The sequence below is a fragment of the Streptomyces sp. NPDC058086 genome, from assembly GCF_042885015.1.
GTDB lineage: Bacteria > Actinomycetota > Actinomycetes > Streptomycetales > Streptomycetaceae > Streptomyces.
The window spans coordinates 18,346-36,069 of the sequence record NZ_JBHVST010000027.1 but is presented as its reverse complement, the minus strand read 5'-3'; the positions used below and the strand labels follow the sequence as shown (position 1 = coordinate 36,069).

The 17,724-nt window shown below is 70.3% G+C and carries 14 protein-coding genes; 4 read left to right on the top strand and 10 right to left on the bottom strand.

Going from position 1 to position 17,724, the window contains the following annotated elements:
* Positions 1–43: 43 nt before the first annotated feature.
* The 7 genes from ACFVWD_RS22165 to ACFVWD_RS22135 all read right to left on the bottom strand — a co-directional run bounded on the left by ACFVWD_RS22165 (position 44) and on the right by ACFVWD_RS22135 (position 8,454).
* Positions 44–1,399, bottom strand: coding sequence for an SRPBCC family protein (locus ACFVWD_RS22165; RefSeq protein ID WP_389598277.1), 1,356 nt, complete (start codon positions 1,397–1,399; stop codon positions 44–46).
* 18 nt (positions 1,400–1,417) lie between these two features.
* Positions 1,418–2,263, bottom strand: a complete 846-nt coding sequence (locus ACFVWD_RS22160; RefSeq protein WP_389598275.1) for an SDR family NAD(P)-dependent oxidoreductase — start codon at positions 2,261–2,263, stop codon at positions 1,418–1,420.
* Entirely contained in the window at positions 2,260–3,870 is a 1,611-nt protein-coding gene (locus ACFVWD_RS22155; RefSeq protein ID WP_389598273.1) for an SMP-30/gluconolactonase/LRE family protein, read from the bottom strand. The genes ACFVWD_RS22160 and ACFVWD_RS22155 overlap by 4 nt, the downstream gene beginning before the upstream one ends.
* A gap of 109 nt (positions 3,871–3,979) precedes the next feature.
* On the bottom strand, positions 3,980–5,089 hold the full coding sequence (locus tag ACFVWD_RS22150) for an acyl-CoA dehydrogenase family protein (protein WP_389598271.1): 1,110 nt from the start codon (positions 5,087–5,089) through the stop codon (positions 3,980–3,982).
* On the bottom strand, positions 5,089–6,300 hold the full coding sequence (locus ACFVWD_RS22145; protein WP_389598269.1) for an acyl-CoA dehydrogenase family protein: 1,212 nt from the start codon (positions 6,298–6,300) through the stop codon (positions 5,089–5,091). Before ACFVWD_RS22145 ends, ACFVWD_RS22150 begins: the two co-directional genes overlap by 1 nt.
* Before the next feature lie 46 nt (positions 6,301–6,346).
* Positions 6,347–7,309 carry an acyl-CoA dehydrogenase family protein gene (locus ACFVWD_RS22140; protein ID WP_389598266.1) on the bottom strand — a complete coding sequence of 321 codons (963 nt, stop codon included), beginning with the start codon at positions 7,307–7,309 and terminating at the stop codon, positions 6,347–6,349.
* Positions 7,306–8,454 (bottom strand): acyl-CoA dehydrogenase family protein, encoded by a 1,149-nt coding sequence (locus ACFVWD_RS22135; protein ID WP_389598265.1) that lies wholly within the window; start codon positions 8,452–8,454, stop codon positions 7,306–7,308. The genes ACFVWD_RS22140 and ACFVWD_RS22135 overlap by 4 nt, the downstream gene beginning before the upstream one ends.
* Positions 8,455–8,647: 193 nt before the next feature.
* Between ACFVWD_RS22135 and ACFVWD_RS22130 the strand changes: the two genes are divergently transcribed.
* From ACFVWD_RS22130 to ACFVWD_RS22120, 3 genes are read left to right on the top strand one after another with little or no spacing between them, the layout of a single operon-like run.
* Complete coding sequence (locus ACFVWD_RS22130; RefSeq protein ID WP_389598263.1) at positions 8,648–9,631, top strand: MDR family oxidoreductase; 984 nt, start codon at positions 8,648–8,650, stop codon at positions 9,629–9,631.
* 46 nt (positions 9,632–9,677) lie between these two features.
* Complete coding sequence (locus ACFVWD_RS22125; RefSeq protein ID WP_389598262.1) at positions 9,678–10,874, top strand: MaoC family dehydratase N-terminal domain-containing protein; 1,197 nt, start codon at positions 9,678–9,680, stop codon at positions 10,872–10,874.
* Between the two features lie 29 nt (positions 10,875–10,903).
* A complete protein-coding gene (locus ACFVWD_RS22120; protein ID WP_389598260.1) occupies positions 10,904–12,634 on the top strand; it encodes a class I adenylate-forming enzyme family protein in 1,731 nt (576 codons plus the stop codon).
* A 38-nt stretch (positions 12,635–12,672) separates the two neighbouring features.
* Here the strand turns inward: ACFVWD_RS22120 and ACFVWD_RS22115 are convergent, their stop codons facing one another.
* Genes ACFVWD_RS22115 through ACFVWD_RS22105 form a run of 3 tightly spaced genes read right to left on the bottom strand, consistent with a single transcriptional unit; the run spans position 12,673 to position 15,976 of the window.
* Complete coding sequence (locus ACFVWD_RS22115; RefSeq protein WP_389598258.1) at positions 12,673–13,944, bottom strand: acetyl-CoA hydrolase/transferase family protein; 1,272 nt, start codon at positions 13,942–13,944, stop codon at positions 12,673–12,675.
* A complete protein-coding gene (locus ACFVWD_RS22110) occupies positions 13,941–14,834 on the bottom strand; it encodes an HpcH/HpaI aldolase/citrate lyase family protein (RefSeq protein ID WP_389598256.1) in 894 nt (297 codons plus the stop codon). Before ACFVWD_RS22110 ends, ACFVWD_RS22115 begins: the two co-directional genes overlap by 4 nt.
* Before the next feature lie 20 nt (positions 14,835–14,854).
* Entirely contained in the window at positions 14,855–15,976 is a 1,122-nt protein-coding gene (locus ACFVWD_RS22105) for a CaiB/BaiF CoA transferase family protein (protein WP_389598380.1), read from the bottom strand.
* Between the two features lie 150 nt (positions 15,977–16,126).
* On the opposite strand from ACFVWD_RS22105, the gene ACFVWD_RS22100 reads away from it, so the two are divergent.
* Positions 16,127–17,701 carry a class I adenylate-forming enzyme family protein gene (locus ACFVWD_RS22100; protein ID WP_389598254.1) on the top strand — a complete coding sequence of 525 codons (1,575 nt, stop codon included), beginning with the start codon at positions 16,127–16,129 and terminating at the stop codon, positions 17,699–17,701.
* The last annotated feature ends 23 nt before the right edge of the window (positions 17,702–17,724 follow it).

Sequence of the window (17,724 nt, the reverse complement as noted above, 5' to 3'; positions counted from 1 at the left end):
GGTCACTCGGGTCGTTCGTCCTCAGGGCATACGGGAGCGGGATTCAGACGAGGTCGCGGGGCTCGCCGGTACCCATGTAGGTGGCCAGGTTGTGGTGCAGGTTCACGATGCTGCGCTCGCGGTACGGGTTGGGCTTCGGGCCCGAGAAGCCGCGGGCCTTCATGCCCTTCTGGACGGCGGCCATGTTGGTGAAGTCCTGTGGCAGGACCGTGCGCCAGTCCGGGTCGTCCTCCGGCGTGTACACCCACTCGGTCACCGGCTCCTCGCCGGGCGGGTACAGCTCGTACACGGCGACCTCGAAGACGCACTTGTCGGGGTCGTAACCATGGGGCCGGGCGCTGTAGCACAGCATGTTGTTCAGCGCGTGCCCGATCTGGAAGTTCGGGAAGATCTGCCAGGCGGTGCCGCTCTTCGCGACATGCGCGGGTTCCACGGTCGGCCAGCTCACACCACGCTCGGCGTCCGTGTGCCGGGCCGTGTCCAGCCAGTGCCTGAGCACATCGGCGGCCGTCGCGTCCTCCGGCACTTCCTCGACCAGCCGGTTCGCCGCGTCGACCAGGGTCTGGGTGGTGTTGGTGTTCGCGTTCGCCCAGGTGAAGTTCTGCAGCTCGGCCGTGGACTCGCGGGGGTCGGTGCCGCCGCCGATCCGCAGCTTCGCCTGGTTCTCGTCCAGGCCCTTGGGCGCGTCGTAGCCGATGTTGCTGTGCTTGCCCTGGGCCCTGGACCAGCCGAGGAAACTGCCGAACTTCATGAACTCCGGGTGGGTGTACGGCACATGATAGGTCTCCATGAACGCCTCGAGGGCGGTCTTCCAGTTGCAGTCGAAGACGAGCCAGCGACGCCACCGGTAGCGCATGTTCTCCAGCTGGAAGGGGTCGAGCAGGGTGGCCGCGGGCTCCAGGTAGTCGCGCAGCGGTTCGCACTCCGGGTCCATGTTGATCCAGATCCAGCCGCCCCAGGTGTCGACCTCGACCCCGGTCAGGCCGGTGTTCCCCGCGGACAGCCCGCACGGCCAGTCCTCCCGTTCGGGCACATGGGTGCACTGGCCATCCAGGTTGTACCGCCACCCGTGGAACCCGCAGACGAACTGCCTGCCGCGGCCGCGGGCGTCCCTCTTGCCCGGCGGGGTGTCGAGGAGGCGGCGCCCCCGGTGCGAGCAGACGTTGTGGTAGGCGCGGAGCGTGTCCGGCGCCGTGCGTACGACGATGATCGAGTCGTCGAGGATCTCGTAGGTGAGGTAGTCACCGACATCGGGGAGTTCCTCGACACGCCCGACCTGTTGCCACACCTTGGTCCACAGCTTGTCCCGCTCGGCCCGGGCGTACTCCTGGGAGATGTACGCCTCCACACCGATCGTCAGCGGCTGCGACAGGGCTTCGTTCTCGGCGGTTTCGCTCATGACATTCTCCAGCCCGCGTCAGCGCGTCATTGCGGCTCGGAACGACTCGTCCTTGAGGAAGAGAGAGGTGTTGTCGGCGGCCAGGTGGGTCCATTTGAGATTGAGGCCGCCGTCGACCAGCAGGGTCTGGCCGGTGATGTACGTCGACAGGTCGGACAGCAGGAAGAGAATGGCCCCCGCCTGTTCCTCGGGGCGGCCGCGTCGTCCCATCGCGATGGCGCGGCGGTCCCGCTCGGCGTCCTCGTCGACGTACGTCCCCGAGGCCGGGGTCTCGGTCACGCCGGGCGCGATGGCGTTCACCCGGATGCCGTCCCCGGCCAGTTCGACGGCCATCGTGCGGGTCGCCGCCACCAGCGCCGCCTTGGCCGTGCCGTAACCGATGTGCAGGGGCGCCGAGTTCATGCCGCTGATGGAGGAGATCGAGACGATCGACCCCGGCCGGCCCTGTGCCGTGAGCTCGGCGGCGACCGCCTGGCTCATGAAGAACATCGTTTCGAGATTCTGGGTGAACAGCGCGCGCCAGTCCGCCCGGGTCACCCGGGTCGAGGGCATCCAGGTCGAGGGCGCGGCGCCGCCGGCGACGTTCACGAGGCCGTGCAGGTCGCCGGCGGTCCGGCCGACCGCCTTCATCACGAGCGCGATGCCGTCGTCGGTGGAGGCGTCGGCCGCGACCGGCACGACCGCGAGGCCCTCCGCCGCCAGCGGCGCGACATGCTTCTCAAGGTTCTCCGGAGAGCGGCTCACCGCGACGACGGTCGCCCCGGCGCGGGCGACCATGCGTGTCACCGAGGTGCCGATGCCTCCGCCCGCCGCGCCGCTGACGATGACGACGCGTCCGTCGAGGCCCAGGAAGTCCTGCGTCATAGTGCGGTTCCTCCTGTCTCGCGCAGGGCCAGCACGCTGCCGTCGGCGTCGGCGGAGACGTAGAGCGTGCCGTCCGGCCCGGCGGCGATGCCTGCGAAGGGGCCCTGGGGCCCGGAGAAGGGCGGCAGTCCCCGCAGCGGTTTGGGGGTCACGCCGGGCGGGGCGCCCACCGGCAGGTCACGGGCGAGGGTGTGCCGGGCCTTGCTCTCGAGATCGACGCCGATCACCGCCTTGGCGCCGGTGTCGACGATGTAGAGCCGTCCGGCGCGCACCAGGATCCCCTGGGGTTTCTCCAGGCCGTCCACCACCGTGTCCACACCCGCACCGGTGACCGCGACGATCCGTCCGGCGCCCGATTCGGAGACCAGGCACGTGCCGTCGGGTCCGAATGCCACACCGAGCGGCTGGTTCAGGCCGGAGGCGAGTTCCTCGACCTGGCCGGACCGGATGGACAGCACACGGCCGGTGCCGAACTCGGCGGTCACCACGGCCCCGTTCGGAGCGACCACCACGCCGTAGAGCTGGTCGAGGTCCTGCGCCAGTACCTCGCTCTCCCTGTTCCCGGGCGAGTAGCGCGCGACCTGGCCGCCCGAGGTGGTGACGACGAACTCGCCCCCGCCGACGGCGGTCACCCCGCGGACGAAGCCCGGATAGCCGGGGGTGAAGAGCATCCCGAGTGTCTGCAGCTCACCGCCGGGGCGCAGGGCGTAGAAGAAGGTCCCGTCGGCGACGTAGAGGGTGCCGTCGTCTCCCACGGTCAGGTCCAGCGGCCAGTTGAGGCCACCGGGCAGCGTGGTCCGGGTCTCTCCGCCGCCCAGGATCTCCGTGATCTCGCCGGTGAAGTTCGAGACGAACAGCCGGTCGCCCACGAAGGTGCAGTTGTCGAGACCGGGGTTCAGGGCGGCCAGCACCGTGCGCGCGCCGCTGCGGGGATCGATGCGCAGCACCTCGCCGGTCGCCACCTGGGTGGAGACGATGTAGCCCTCGGAGTCGAACTTCACGGAGTCGGGGACGCCCAGGTCCCCCACGACCCGTTCGGGCTCGCCGCCGTCCGGATGGATCCGCCAGATGTCGTTGGTGCCCATCACCGGGTAGTAGAGGAGACCGTCGGGGCCGACCTCCATGGCGTTGGGCATCGCCACGTTCTCGAGCATCACGCGGGGTGCGCCACCGTTCGGATCGAGCTCCAACAGGCGCCCGCCGATGCGGCATTCGCCGATGAACAGGCGGCCCTGGTGCACCGTGATGCCGTTCGCGCTGGGGAGGTCGTCGCGCAGGACGCGCGTACGGCCGTCGGCGCCGCGCACGCTCACCCGGCCGTCCATGACCTCGGTGGCGTAGAGGTCGCCCTGCGGGCCGAAGGCCACGTCGTCCGGTGCGATGATGTCGCCGCCCTTGGCGCTGATGGTCTCCAGGCGGCCCGTCCTGACGTCGATCGCGCTGATCTGACTGCCGGTCACCTGCGCCACGTAGACGCGGCCGTCCGGACCGGTGCGCAGACCATTGGCGCCGAACAGGCGGCTGGGTGGGGTGAGTCGTTCCAGACTCCAGCCCTCGGCGAGGGTTGTCGATGTGGCGCTGGTGTAGCGCGCCCCTGGCAGCAACATGGTGGCGGACTCCCGAAGACCTCGTCGTTGAGGTGAATGAGCTTCTCCATACAGAGAATCTCACTCTCATTTCAATCTAGCGTTTGTTAGGGACGCAGGCAATGGAAAGTCATCGGTACCGCCCGGCCAGCCGTCGGCGGTGGGCGGCCGGTGAGCCGAACAGCGAACGGTTGAGCGTGGCGCGCTTGAGGTGGACGTGGATTCCGCTCTCCCACGTGTAACCCATGCCGCCGTGCAGTTGCATCGCCTTGCCGACGACGTCGACCGCGGCGGCGCAGACGTACGACTTCGCCATCGAGGCCGCGGCTCCCGCCTCGACGTGGTCCTCGGCGATCAGGCGCACGGCCTCGGACACCAGGTGCCGGGAGACCGAGAGCCGTACCAGCATGTCCGCGCAGGCGTGCTTCACCGCCTGGAAGGATCCGACCGGACGCCCGAACTGCTCACGGCCGCGGGTGTGTGCGACCGTCGCCTCCAGCATGGCCTCGGCGAGACCGAGGCTGTCGCAGGCCGTCGCGACGGCGGCCCGGTCGAGCAACCGGCCCACGGTGCGCCGCGGTTCGCTTGCGAAGCGCAGCACGCGTCCCTCGTCCGGGGCCACCGCCTCGGCGCGCACCAGAGCGAACCGTCGGGTGGCGTCCAGGACCGGCTGCCCGGTCACCGTCAGCCCCTCTGTCCCCGGGGCGAGGACAACGACCACCGGTGCGCCGACCGGGTCGAGCGCCAGGAGCAGCAGTCGGTCGGCCTCGGCGGCGTCGGGCACGAAGCCCGCGTGACCGCTCAGCCGTGGTCCCGCCGTGGAGTCCTCGATCCGGAAGGGCACGGCACCATCCCTGTCGTCGAGGGTGCCGGCGACCAGGCTGTCGTCGGTGGCGTCCACCAGGGCGGCGGTCAGGGCCCGCGTCCCGTTCGCCGTCCGGCGCAGCAACGCGTCCCGTTCGGCGGTGGGTTCGAGCGCGGTCAGTGTCCCGGCGGCCAGCACGGCCGCTCCGAAGTACCCGGTGCGGGTGGCCGCCCGGCCGAGTTCCTCCAGCACCACCGCCGTCTCCGCGAAGGTCACCCCCGCGCCGTCCAGTTCCTCGGGGACCTCCAGGCCGAGCCACCCGGCCGCGGCCAGGCGCCGCCGGGGCACCCCTTCGGACGCCTGCCCCTTCGCGAGCAACTCGCGGGCGACCGCGCGCAGTTCGGCGCGCACCTCGGTCTCCGGCGCGGCGGCCATCAGTTCCCCACCGGCTCTCGGGGCAGTCCGAGACCGCGCTCGCCGATGATGGTGCGCTGGATCTCGCTCGTCCCGCCCGGGATGGTCCACTCCCACGAGCCGATGAAGTCGAGCAGCCAGGCGCCGGACTCCCAGCCGCTGGAGGCCGGCTTCGCCAGCACCGTGTGCCCGGCCGGTCCCGCGATCTCGACGCCGAAGTTCATGGTGCGCTGGAGCAGTTCGCTGTAGTAGAGCTTGACGATCGAGGCGTCGGCCGGGCCCACGGTGCCGAGGGCGTGCCGCTCCACCAGGTCCCGGCACAGCGCCCGCAGACCGGTGATCTCGGTCTCCAGGGCCGCCAGCCGGTCGGCCACCCATGGGTCGTCGAGCGGCCGCCGCCCGTGCGGACCGGTCCTTCCGCACGCCTCCACCAGCCACCGGAACCCGGCGTTGCCCAAGCGCTCGGCCAGTTCCAGCATCGTCATGCCGCGCTCGGCGCCCAGCGTCCGCTGGGCGACACGCCACCCTTCGTTCACGGGCCCGACCAGGTCGGCCGCGGGAACGACGACGTCGTCGAGGAAGATCTCGCAGAAGTGGGCGCCGCCGGTGGCCTGCCGGATCGGTCGTACGTCGATGCCCGGGCTGCGCATGTCCAGCAGGAAGTACGAGATGCCGTGCCGCTTCGGGGCGTGCGGGTCGGTTCGCGCGAGCAGCAGGCACCAGTCGGCGTGCTGCGCGCCGCTCGCCCACAGCTTCTGGCCGTTGACGAGGTAGCCCTCGCCCTGCTTGCGGGCGGTCGTGCGCAGGGCGGCGAGATCGGACCCGGCCTCGGGCTCGGAGAAGCCCTGGACCCAGATCTCACCGTCCAGGATCGCCGGGAGGTGGCGTCGGCGCTGCGCGTCGGTGCCCGCGACGAGCAGCGTGGAGGCGGCGTGGTGGATCGCGACGAAGGCGAGGACCAGTCTGGGTGCGTCCCGTGCGGCCAACTCCTGGTGGAGCACGATCTGGTGGGCGACCGGCATCCCGCCGCCCCACTCCCGCGGCCAGTGCGGGACGGCCAGGCCGGCCCCCCGCAGCCGCTGGAACCACTCCTTCTGGAACTCGACGAACTCCTCCTCCGGCACGCCGGTCTGGTTCCGCCGCCACTGCGCGGGCACGTGCTCCCGACACCACTCCCGCACCGCGACACGGAACTCACCGAGGTCGTCCGGCCAGGTCGACCGGTGTGTCATGGTCACCGCCCCTTCGCGAGTGCCGCGAGCAGCCGCTGGTCGTGTGTCACCATGTCGGCCGTCCGTGTGGGTCGTGGGCGTCGTTGAACAGCCCGGTCAGCCCCCGCCGGTCCACCAGCCGGGCCAGCCGGTCGCGGGTGGCGGACAGGCCGAGCGGCAGTCGGCGTACCGGCTGGCTGTAGCGCGACAGCCAGGACAGGAACGCCTCGTCGCAGAACCCGGTGGCGCCCTGCAACTGGTGTGCGACGCGGAACACGGTCTGGGCCGCCTCCAGCGCCGCCAGCCGGAGTGCGAGCGCGTCGGCGAGCGCGTCCGCGGGGCTGTCCCGCAGGCTCCACAGCGCGTACTTGGCCAGCATCTCGACGCCGCCGCGCTCGACTTCGGCGTCGGTGAGCTGGAACTGGACCGCCTGGAAGGCCGAGAGGGGCTGGCCGAACTGGGTGCGGACGACCACGTGTGCGCGGGTGAGGTCGATCGCCCGGTCGAGCATCCCGAGCAGGGTCCAGCACGGCAGGACCAGTCCGAGCACGGCGTCCGCCGCCCCGTCGCCGTCGATACGCGTCAGGTCGAGGTCGGCGACGAAGGCCGAGTGGCGGGGCGGTGAGCTCCGCGGCAGGGCGAGGGCGTGGCTGCGCTCGCCGTCCAGTGTCACGGCCACCCAGCGCAGGTCGAGGTCGGCCACCGCACCGGCCGGGGCGTCGTCGCCGACGACGAGGAGCGCGTCGGCGTCGAGGTCGGCGGGCCGGGAGAGGCGCTCGGCCACCGGGTAGGCCAGGGCCCAATGGCCGGCGGCCCGGCAGACCGCGGCCGCCGCCTCCAACTCGTCGGCGCTGCCCCTTACGTCCAGTTCCCAGGCACCGAGCTCGGCCAGGACCGGCGCCACGAGTTTCTCGCGACGGTCCGGCTCCTCCTCGGCCTGCTGTACGAGCCGGTCGCCGCCGGCCGCCTCCAGGGCCCGCAGCACTTGACGGCCGTATTCCGTCGCCTCCCTGCTCAGGTCGATGTTCACGCGGCCGCCAGCAGGGCCCGGGCCAGCAGGATGCGCTGCATCTCGATGCTTCCCGACGCGACGGTGGACGCCTGCGCGTACCGCCAGTGGTCCTGGACCGCGCGCCGGAATCGGCGACCGTCCGCATCGGTGAGCCGACCGTGCCCGGCGATCTCCATGAGCACCTCGGCGCTGTCCTGGTCGAGTTGGGTGACCGCGATCCGGTAGGCGGCGGTGTCGGCCGGACTGACCCTTCCTTCGAGTTGGAGCGACAGCACGCGGTAGGCCAGCAGCCGGGCCCGCCGGCAGTGCACCAGCATCCCCGCCCATCGGCCCCGCAACTCCCCGGGCAGGGTGGCCCATTGCTCTCCGAGGGCGGACGGTGCGGACTGCAGGAGGCGCTCGCAGCGCGCGTACCGGGCGATGCCCACCCGCTCGAACGCGAGTACCTCCCGTACGACCTTCCAGCCGTCGTCCACCGTGCCCAGGACGTCGGCCGGGCCGACGCGGACCTCGTCGAGGAAGACCTCGTTGAGGTGGTGCGGGCCGATCATGGAGCGGATGGGCCGGACCTCGATGCCCGCCCGTTCCATCGGCACGAGGAAGATGGTCAGCCCGTGCTGCTTCTTGGCCCCCCGCGAGGTGCGGGCGAGCAGGAAGCACCACTGGGCCATGGTGGCGTAGGAGGTCCAGATCTTCTGGCCGGAGACCTGCCAGCCGTCTCCGTCCGGGCGGGCCGCCGTGCGCAGGGACGCCAGGTCGGATCCGGCGTCCGGCTCGCTGAAGCCCTGGCACCAGATCACCTCACCGCGGGCGATCGGGGGCAGGTGCCGGCGCTGCTGTTCGGGGGTGCCGTGCCGCATGATCGCGGGCCCCACCCAGTTGACGCCCATGTACTGCGCTCCCCGGGGTTCGTGGTGCGCCCACATCTCCTCGCGGACGACGGTCTGCTCCCACACCGAGGCGCCCCGGCCGCCGAACTCCTCGGGCCAGGCAAGGCACAGCAGTCCCCGGTCGGCCAGCAGCCGGCAGAAGCGCTGGGCGACCTCCAGATCGGCCGGGTCCTCGGTGAACGCGCCCAGGAAGTCGGCCGGGACGTGCTCGCGCACCATGCCGCGCAGCTGTGCCCGCAGCGTGGTGGCGCTCTCCCCCATCCTGAAGTCCATGGCGCCCACGGTATTTCAATCATTGCAATGATTGCTAGCCTTGAGAACGAACAAGGCGAGGACCTCCCAGCCGGTTGACGCCGACACGTCACCATGGAAGCATCATCCACACATATGGAGAATGTCATTCTCAATCGCGAGATTGCGATATGCGTCAGCGTCTGAGGCGGCCGAGGTAAGGACGAGTTCTGCGATGTTTTCGGCACTCCTGATCGAGAAGGGCGAGACGGGTCAGGCGGTCTCGCTCACGCGGCTGGACGAGGCGGATCTGCCCGACGGCGACGTCGGCATCGAGGTGGAGTATTCGACGCTGAACTACAAGGACGCTCTCGCCATCACGGGCACCTCGCCCGTGGTCCGCAGCTACCCGATGGTGCCCGGGATCGATCTCGCGGGCGTCGTCACCGACAGCGCGCACACGGACTGGCACAAGGGCGACCGCGTCGTACTCAACGGCTGGGGCGTCGGCGAGAACCACTGGGGCGGCCTCGCACAGCGCGCCCGCCTTGACGGCGACTGGCTCGTGCCGCTGCCCACCGCCTTCACCGCCCGGCAGGCGATGGCCATCGGCACGGCGGGCTACACGGCGAGCCTGTGCGTGGGCGCCCTGCTGGAGCACGGGGTCCGCCCGGAGCAGGGCGAGATCCTGGTGACGGGGGCGACGGGCGGCGTCGGCGGCGTCGCGATCGCGCTCCTGACGAAGGCCGGCTTCGAGGTGGCCGCCGCGACCGGCAAGGCGTCGGAGGCCGAGTACCTCCAACGGCTCGGCGCCGTGACCGTGTTGGACCGCGCCGAATTCTCGGAGCCCGGCCGGCCGCTGCAGAAGGAGCGCTGGGCGGGTGTCATCGACTCCGTCGGCAGCCACACGCTGGCCAACGCCTGTGCCCAGACGCGCTACGGCGGCACGGTCGCCGCCTGCGGCCTGGCCCAGGGCATGGACTTCCCTGCGTCGGTCGCCCCGTTCATCCTGCGCGGGGTGTCCCTGCTCGGGATCGACAGCGTGCGGGCACCGCGCGCGGCACGGACGACCGCCTGGGACCGGCTCTCGCGCGACCTGGACGTGGCCGCGCTGGACGCGATCGCCCGGGAGATCGGCCTGAGCGACGCGATCACCGCGGCGGGCCGGCTCATGGAGGGCGAGGTGCGCGGCCGCGTCGTCGTCGACGTCAACCGATAGACCTTTCAGCCGTTGAGCCGTTCAACCGGGAGCATCGGGAGCAGGCGTGAGCAAGAAGTCCACCGAAGCAGAGATCACCGAACTCGACCTCTCCGACGTCGACCACCGCGTGGGCAAACCGGTCGGCGGCGGGCAGTTGTGGGACCCGTGCAGCACCTCCGACATCCGCCGCTGGGTGATGGCGATGGACTACCCCAATCCGCTCCACTGGGACGAGGAGTTCGCCCGCGCCTCCAAGTTCGGCGGCCTCGTCGCACCACAGTCCATCGCGGTCGGCCTGGACTACGGGCACGGCGCCCAGCCCGCCTGCGTGGGATACATCCCCGGCAGCCACCTGATCTTCGGCGGCGAGGAATGGTGGTTCTACGGCTGCCCCGTACGGGCCGGGGACAAGCTCTTCCAGGAGCGCCGCTTCCACGACTACAAGGTGGTGGAGACGAAGTTCGCCGGACCCACGATGTTCTCGCGCGGCGACACCACCCACACCAACCAGCACGGCACGCTCGTGGCGCGCGAGCGCTCCACCGCGATCCGCTATCTCGCTCTTGAAGCGGAGAAGCGCGGCATGTACCAGGACCAGAGTCTGGTGGTGAAGCGCTGGAGCGGCACCGAGCTGAACGAGATCGAGAAGCTGCGCCACGAGTGGCTCCTGTCGAACCGGCTGGGTGTGTCACCGCACTTCGAGGAGGTGCGCGTAGGCGACAAGCTGCCACGGCGTGTGATCGGTCCGCACAGCATCGCCAGCTTCACCACCGAGTACCGCGCCTTCCTCTTCAACATCTGGGGCACGTTCCACTGGGTGGCGCCGCCCGGCGTCAAGGACCCCTGGATCAACCAGGATCCCGGCTGGGTGGACGGCTTCGGCTTCGACGAGGAAGGCGCCAAGATCGACCCGCGCAAGCGCGACGGGCTCTATGTCGGACCCTCGCGCGGCCACATCGACAGCGACCGGGCGAGCGAGATCGGCATGGGGCGCGCCTACGGCTACGGCGCCACGCTGGGCGCCTGGTGCACCGACTACCTCGCCTACTGGGCCGGCCACGACGGCATGGTGCGCCATTCCAAGGCGAACTTCCGCGGCCCCGCCTTCGAGGGTGACGTGACCTATTTCGACGCCGAGGTCGTCGGCAAGGAGACGGAGTCGACATGGGGCGTGCCGCTCGTCCGGGTGAAGCTGCGGCTCAGCGACCAGAACGGCGGCCTGCTGGTGGACTGCACGGCCGAGGTCGAGCTGCCGTACTGACGCGACGAGGAGCTATGGGGCGGTGAGCGATGGGCACTGAGACGAACGCCGAATCCGTACGGACCCTTTCGATCGTGTCGGGGCCGCCGTTGAGCGCCGAACCGGGGCTCGGGCCGCTCACGTTGCCCGGCTTCCTGCGCGAGGTGACGGCGCTGTACGACGAGCGCGAGGCGCTGGTGATGCGTACGGCGGAGGGCACCACCCGCTGGACGTACGCCGAGCTCTGGGAGCGCGCCCTCGAGGTGGCGCGCTCCCTGCGGGCGTGCGGCGTGGGCAAGGACAGCCGGGTGGGCGTCCTGATGACCAACCGCGCCGAATGGATCGCGGCGGTGTTCGGCACCTCGCTGGCGGGCGGGGTGGCCGTCACACTCAGCACGTTCTCGACACCGCCCGAGCTGGAGCACCTGCTCCAAGTGTCCTGCGTTTGCGTGTTGTTGTTCGAGCGACGGGTGCTGAAGAAGGATCTGGCCGCCGTTCTCACCGAGTTGGAGCCGGAGATCGGCAAGGCGCCGTCCGGCACACTGCGGTCGGCGAAGTTCCCGTTCCTGCGCCGGCTCGCCATGGTCGGGGAGGCCCTGCCGGACGACGCCATCGACACCTGGGAAGCCTTCCTGGCGCGTGGGCACGAGGAGTCGCGCGAGCTGGTAGAGGCGACGGCCGCGACGGTGCGGCCGAGCGACGCGGCCGTGCTCTTCTTCTCCTCGGGCTCGACGAGCAGGCCGAAGGGAATCCTGAGCGCGCATCGCGGTGTCGCCATCCAACTGTGGCGTTTCCGGCGCATGTACGGGTTCGCCCCGGAGGACGGCATCCGCTGCTGGACGGCCAACGGCTTCTTCTGGTCGGGGAACTTCGCCATGGGCCTCGGTACGACCTTCGCCAGCGGCGGGTCCCTGGTGTTGCAGTCGACCTTCGCCGCCGCCGAGGCGCTCGACCTCATGCAGGCGGAGCGGGTGAACTTCCCCCTCGCCTGGCCGCACCAGTGGGCCCAGCTCGAAAGCGCGCCCAACTGGAGCCAGGTGGATCTGAGCAGCGTACGGTTCGCGGATTTCAGGACCCCGATCGCCCAGCACCCCACGGTGTCGGGCCAGTGGCACGAACCGGGAAGCGCCTACGGCAACACGGAGACCTTCACGATCACGACGTGCTTCCCGGCCGACACCCCGCCGGAGGTGACCGCGGGCAGCAGTGGCGAGCCGCTGCCGGGCGTGGCGGTCAAAATCATCGATCCCCTCACGGGCGCCGTCGTCGAGCGTGGCGAGCGCGGTGAGATATGCGTCAAGAGCCCCACTCTGATGCTGAGTTACCTCGGCACACCGCTCGACGAGACGCTCGACGCCGAAGGCTTCTTCCCCACCGGCGACGGCGGACACCTCGACGAGAGCGGCCGGCTCTTCTGGGAGGGCAGGCTCACCGACATCATCAAGACGGGCGGCGCGAACGTCTCACCGCTCGAGGTGGACGAGGCACTCTACGACTGTCCCGGCGTCAAGGTGGCCCGCACCGTGGGCGTCGCGCACGAGACACTCGGCGAGGTCGTCACCGCCTGCGTCGTCCCCCACGAGGGCGCGGGCCTCGAACCCGGGGAGATCCTCGCGTTCCTGCGGGAACGCCTGGCGAGCTACAAAGTGCCGCGCCATGTGCTCTTCTTCCGCGACGAGGAGATCACGCTCACGGGCAGTGCGAAGATCAAGTCGAGCGATCTTCGCGAACTGGCCGCCGATCGGCTGCGCGGACAGCCGGCCACGCGGCTGCGCGGGTAGCCGTACGGCAGGGCTCTCTTCACGGCACGGCCCTCGTGTCAGAAGCCCCGCCGCTGGACGGTGTGGGCCGCCCGCGCCAGTTCTTCCTGGAAGTCGGGGTGGGCGACGGCGATCAGACGCCTGGTGCGCTCGGCCAGGGTCTGTCCCCTGAGCTCGGCCGCGCCGAATTCGGTGACGATCACATCCACGTCGCTACGGGCGGTGGTGACCGGTCCCGACAGGTCGGCGGTGATCCTGCTGACGGTGCCGCCCTTGGCGGTGGCGGGCAGCGCGATGATGGCGTGCCCCCCGGGCGAGCGGGCGCCGGCACGAACGAAGTCCACCTGCCCGCCGGTGCCGCCGAGGTAGGCGGGACCGCTCTGTTCGGCGTTCACCTGGCCGGTCAGATCGACCTCCATGGCCGAGTTGATGGTGACCAGTCGGTCCAGCTGGGCGAGCACGGCGGCATCGTGGGTGTACGAGGTGGCGCACATGCGGATCCGCGGATTGCGGTGGGCGAATTCGTAGAGGCGCTTCGTGCCGATGAGGGCGCCGTTGACCGAGACCCCGCGGTCGATGCGTTTGCGCGCGTTGGTGACGACTCCCGCCTCCACCAGCTCGACCAGGCCGTCGCCCAGCATGCCGGAGTGCACTCCGAGGTCCTTGCGGTCGTGCAGCAGCCGAAGGAGGGCGTCCGGGACGGCGCCGACCCCGGTCTGGATGACCGAGCCGTCCTCGACATAGGCGGCGGCGTGTCGCGCCATGGCCTCCTCCGTCGCGCCGATGCTCCCTGGTGGCACCTCCACCGGCAGGCGGGAGACATGTACGGCGACATCGATCTCCGCCGCGGGCAGCAGTTCCCCGTGGGTGAAGGGCACCTGTTCGTTCACTTCCGCCACGACGACGCGCGCCTTGGTGACCGCGGCCCGCACATGGTCGCTGATGAGGCCGAAGCTGTGGTCTCCGTTCGCGTCAGCGGGACTGACCTGCACGAAAGCGACGTCGCAGCCGATGGTCCCGGCCTCGATCATCGGGGCGATCTGGCTGACATGGCAGGGGATCACGCCGAGCCTGTGTTCCTTGGTCAGGGAGCGCAACGCGCCGATCGCCCCCATGCTGGCCAGGGAGAACCCGCTCACCGCCGCTGGGGTGAAACGTCCGGAGAAGCTGGTCGCTATGAAGGCCGAGAGACCTCCGATGCCGGGGCTCTGTTCGATCAACGCCTCGACCAACGTGGTCGGTTCACCGCAGGCCTGGCCCATGACGATGTGGTCACCGACGCGCAGGAACTCACTCAGGTCCAGGTCACCGACGTCGGAAACGACCTTCACGCCCGTCCCCCTGAAGCCAGCAGCGCCTGTGCGCGGGCGAGGTGGGGCCGGTCGAGCATGGCGCCCCGGTGGCCGATGGCGCCGACACCGGGACGGGCGGCGAAGAGGTCGACGATCTCCTGGGCCGCGGCCAGTTCCTGTTCTGTGGGGGTGAAGGCCGCGTTGATCACATCGACCTGGGCGGGGTGAATCGCCAGCATGCCTCGGTAGCCGTCACGGCGCACCTTCTCGGCCCGCTCGCGCAGTCCCTCCACATCACGGAAGTCGCCCTGGATGGTCTCGATGGGGGCCACACCGGCGGCGGCCGCTCCCAGGAGGCACAGGCTTCTGGCCAACTCGTAGGTGAATCCGTAGCTTCCGTCGGGGTTGCGGTTCTGGCCGGCGCCCACGGAGTCGGCGAGGTCCTCCGCCCCCCAGGTCATGGCGACCATCCTCGGCGCGTCCCGGTAGGTGCCGGTGGTGAACATGCCCTCGGCCGTCTCGGTCACCAGGACGATCACCTTCGTCGAGCCCTGCTCCCTCCCGGCGGAGACCTCCAGCGCGGACAGATAGTGGTCCAGAACGTCCACATCCGCACGGCCGCGCGCCTTGGGAAGCATGATGCCGCCGGGCCCCGTGGGGATCACCGTCGCCAGGTCCGCCAACGCGTGAGGGCCGTCCAGGGGATTGATCCGCACCCACAGCCGACCTCTCTCCTCGGGCGACCGGTCCGCCAGGAAGGAGGAGATCATCGCTCGGGACTTGGGCTTTCTCTCCTCGGCCACCGCGTCCTCCAGGTCGAGGAGCACGATGTCCGCCGGGCCGGCGGCCGCCTTTTCCATCTTCCGTTCGCTGTCGCCGGGGGCGAACAGCCAGGAGCGTGCGCTGAAGGGTTCTCCGGTACTGGTCACTGCTTCTGCGACTCCCTCGCTCAGGTGTCTGCCCTGCCCAGGTCGGCCACGATCTCCTCGGTGTGGGCGCCCAGCCGAGGGGCAGGACCGGCGACACGACCTGGAGTTCGTGAGAACCAGGCCGGCATGCCGGGAAAACGGACGGGGCCGTTCGGACTGTCCACCGTCTCGAAGAACCCCGCTTCGTTCAGATGCGGATTGTCGAACAGTTCGTCGAGGGTGCGGACCGGCGCGGCGGGAATGTCGAGGGACCTGAGCAGGTCGAGCCAGTCCTGCGTCGTACGCTCCAGGAAGGTCTCCCCCAACAGGGCGTACACGGTGTCGATCTGACGGGCGCGCTGTTCGAGGGTGGCGAAGTGCTCCCCCGCCCACGTCGGCTTCACGGCACTCACGAAGGCCGACCACTGCTTGTCGTTGTAGACCAGCGCGGAGATGTGGCCGTCCTTGGTCCGGTAGGGCTTCCGGTTGGGCGTCACCGCGCGGGGGTACGCCGCGGAGCCCAAGGGAGGGCTGAACATCGCGCCGTTGGCGTGCTCGACCAGCATGAACGCGGCCATGGTTTCGAACATGCCGACTTCCACCTCCTGGCCCTCACCGGTCCGCTCGCGGTGGAACAGCGCCATCATGGTGGCGTACAGGGCGGTCATTCCGGCCACCTTGTCCGCCATGATGGTGCCGACATAGCTGGCCTGCCCGGTCAACTGCTCCTGCGCGAACGGCAGACCGCACTCCGCCTGGATGGTGTCGTCATAGGCGGTGAGATCAGCGTCGGGGCCGCGGCGGCCGTATCCGTAACAGTTGGTGTAGATCACCGACGGATTGACGGCGGCCACTTCCTCGTAACCGAATCCGAGCCCGGCGATCGCCTTCGCACGCATCGAATGGATGAACACATCGCCGTTCCCGATGAGTTCGCGCAACGCGTCCTTGCCGTCGCCGGAACGCAGATCCAGCACCACGCTGCGCTTCCCGCGGTTCACATTGACGAAGACGCCCGCCATACCCGGTTCCGGCCCGACCGATATGTAGCGGGTGTTGTCGCCGCCGGGGGGCTCGATCTTGATCACGTCCGCCCCCATGTCGGCCATGATCTGGGTGCAGTAGGGGCCCATGACCATCGCCGTCAGATCGACCACACGCACTCCCGACAGCGGGCCGGTGTGTGTCCTCGGGCCGACCCACGGCGCGCCTGCCTTCACGTGTCGACCACTCCTCCGTCAGCGGGGGCGGACCTGGCATCCGGCCCGAGCCTATAGGATGAATCTTTACAAGGATAGTGATAATAAGAGGGCATGAGTCGTACCGATGCCGGTGGCACACCGCAGTACGCACATGAGGGTTCCCGAGGCCTGACGTCCGGTCGGGGAAGGGCCGTACCGGGGAGCATCGCCGAGGTACTGGACGCCTCGCTCACCGCCCGCCCGCACGCGACGGCGATCGAGGCCGTCTCCGGCGCCTGGTCGTACGCCGAACTCGACGACCGGGCCCGACACGCGGCCGGCGCGCTGTGGTCGCTCGGCGTACGCCCCGGCGACCGCGTCGCCGCCTGTCTCCCCAACGACCTCGACATCGTCGCGGCCTTCCACGGCGCGCAGCGGATCGGAGCCGTCTGGGCGGGGATCGGTGAAGCGCTCGCGGCAGGCGAGCAGCGGGAGTTGTACGAGCTCTGCGAGCCGACGGTCGTCCTGGCCGGACCGCGCTGCCGACTGAGCTCGCCCGACTGTGTCGACCCCGATCGATGGTCCGGGCTCGTGGCGAGCGCCGAACCGGCTCCGCGGGCCGAGCGGGCTCTCGACGCCCCGGCCGGCATCGCGTTCACCAGCGGTACGTCGGGACGCCCCAAGGCGGTCGTGCACAGCCAGCGCAACCTGCTCCTGCCCGGCGCGGCCCTGGTCGCCACCCGCGGCTGGGGCCCCGAGTTGCGCAAGGGCGACAGCTTCCCGCTGACGATCCTCAACCTCATGGTGCTGTCGACCCTGCTCACCGCACAGGCCGGCGGATGCTGCGTGGTCATGGACCGGCGTGACGTCGACGGGGTCGCCGACTGGATCTCCGCGCGGCGCGTCACGGTGTGGAACGGCGCCCCCGCCCAGCTCTACGACCTCGCCGCACGCCCGCACCTCGACCTCGGCCCGCTCCAGGAGGTGTGGAGCGGAGGCAGCGACACACCGGACGCGCTGCGCCGCGCGTTCGCCGAGGCACACGGGCTGGTCCCCCGGGTCACCTACGGCCTGACCGAGGCACCGACCGTCGTGTCCATCGACCCACCGGGCCACGAGTGGCGCCCGGGCACGAGCGGGCGGGTGCTGCCGCACTACGACGTCGCGGCGTACGACGACGAGGGGCGACGCCTGCCGACCGGGGAACTGGGCGAGTTGCGGCTGGGCGGGACCACCGTCGGGCCGTGGACCGACATGTGGCGGCCGATGCTCGGGTTCTGGGAGCACGGCGGCGTCCGGCGACCGGATCCCGGCCCGGTCCCCACCGGTGACATCGGCACCGTCGACGGCGAGGGGTGGCTGACGGTGCTGGACCGCAAGAAGCTCGTCATCATCCGCGGCGGCGCGAACGTCTACCCGCTGGAGGTGGAACGGGTCGTCGCTACGCACCCGGACGTCGCCGCGGTCGCCGTGTGCGCGGTGCCGGACGACCGACTCGGGCAGAGGGTGGCCGCGGTGGTCCAGAGTGCCGGTCCCCCGCTCGATGTCGAGGCACTCACCGCGCACTGCCGGCGCGCGCTCTCCCCGTACAAGGTTCCGGAAATCTGGTCCCAGGTCGACGCCCTGCCGTTGAACGCGATGGGCAAGGTGCAACGCACCCGGCTGGCCGAGCTCGTGGACCCGCCACGGCACCCCGGAACAGCCTGAAGTCCCCCCGCGTATCACTGCTA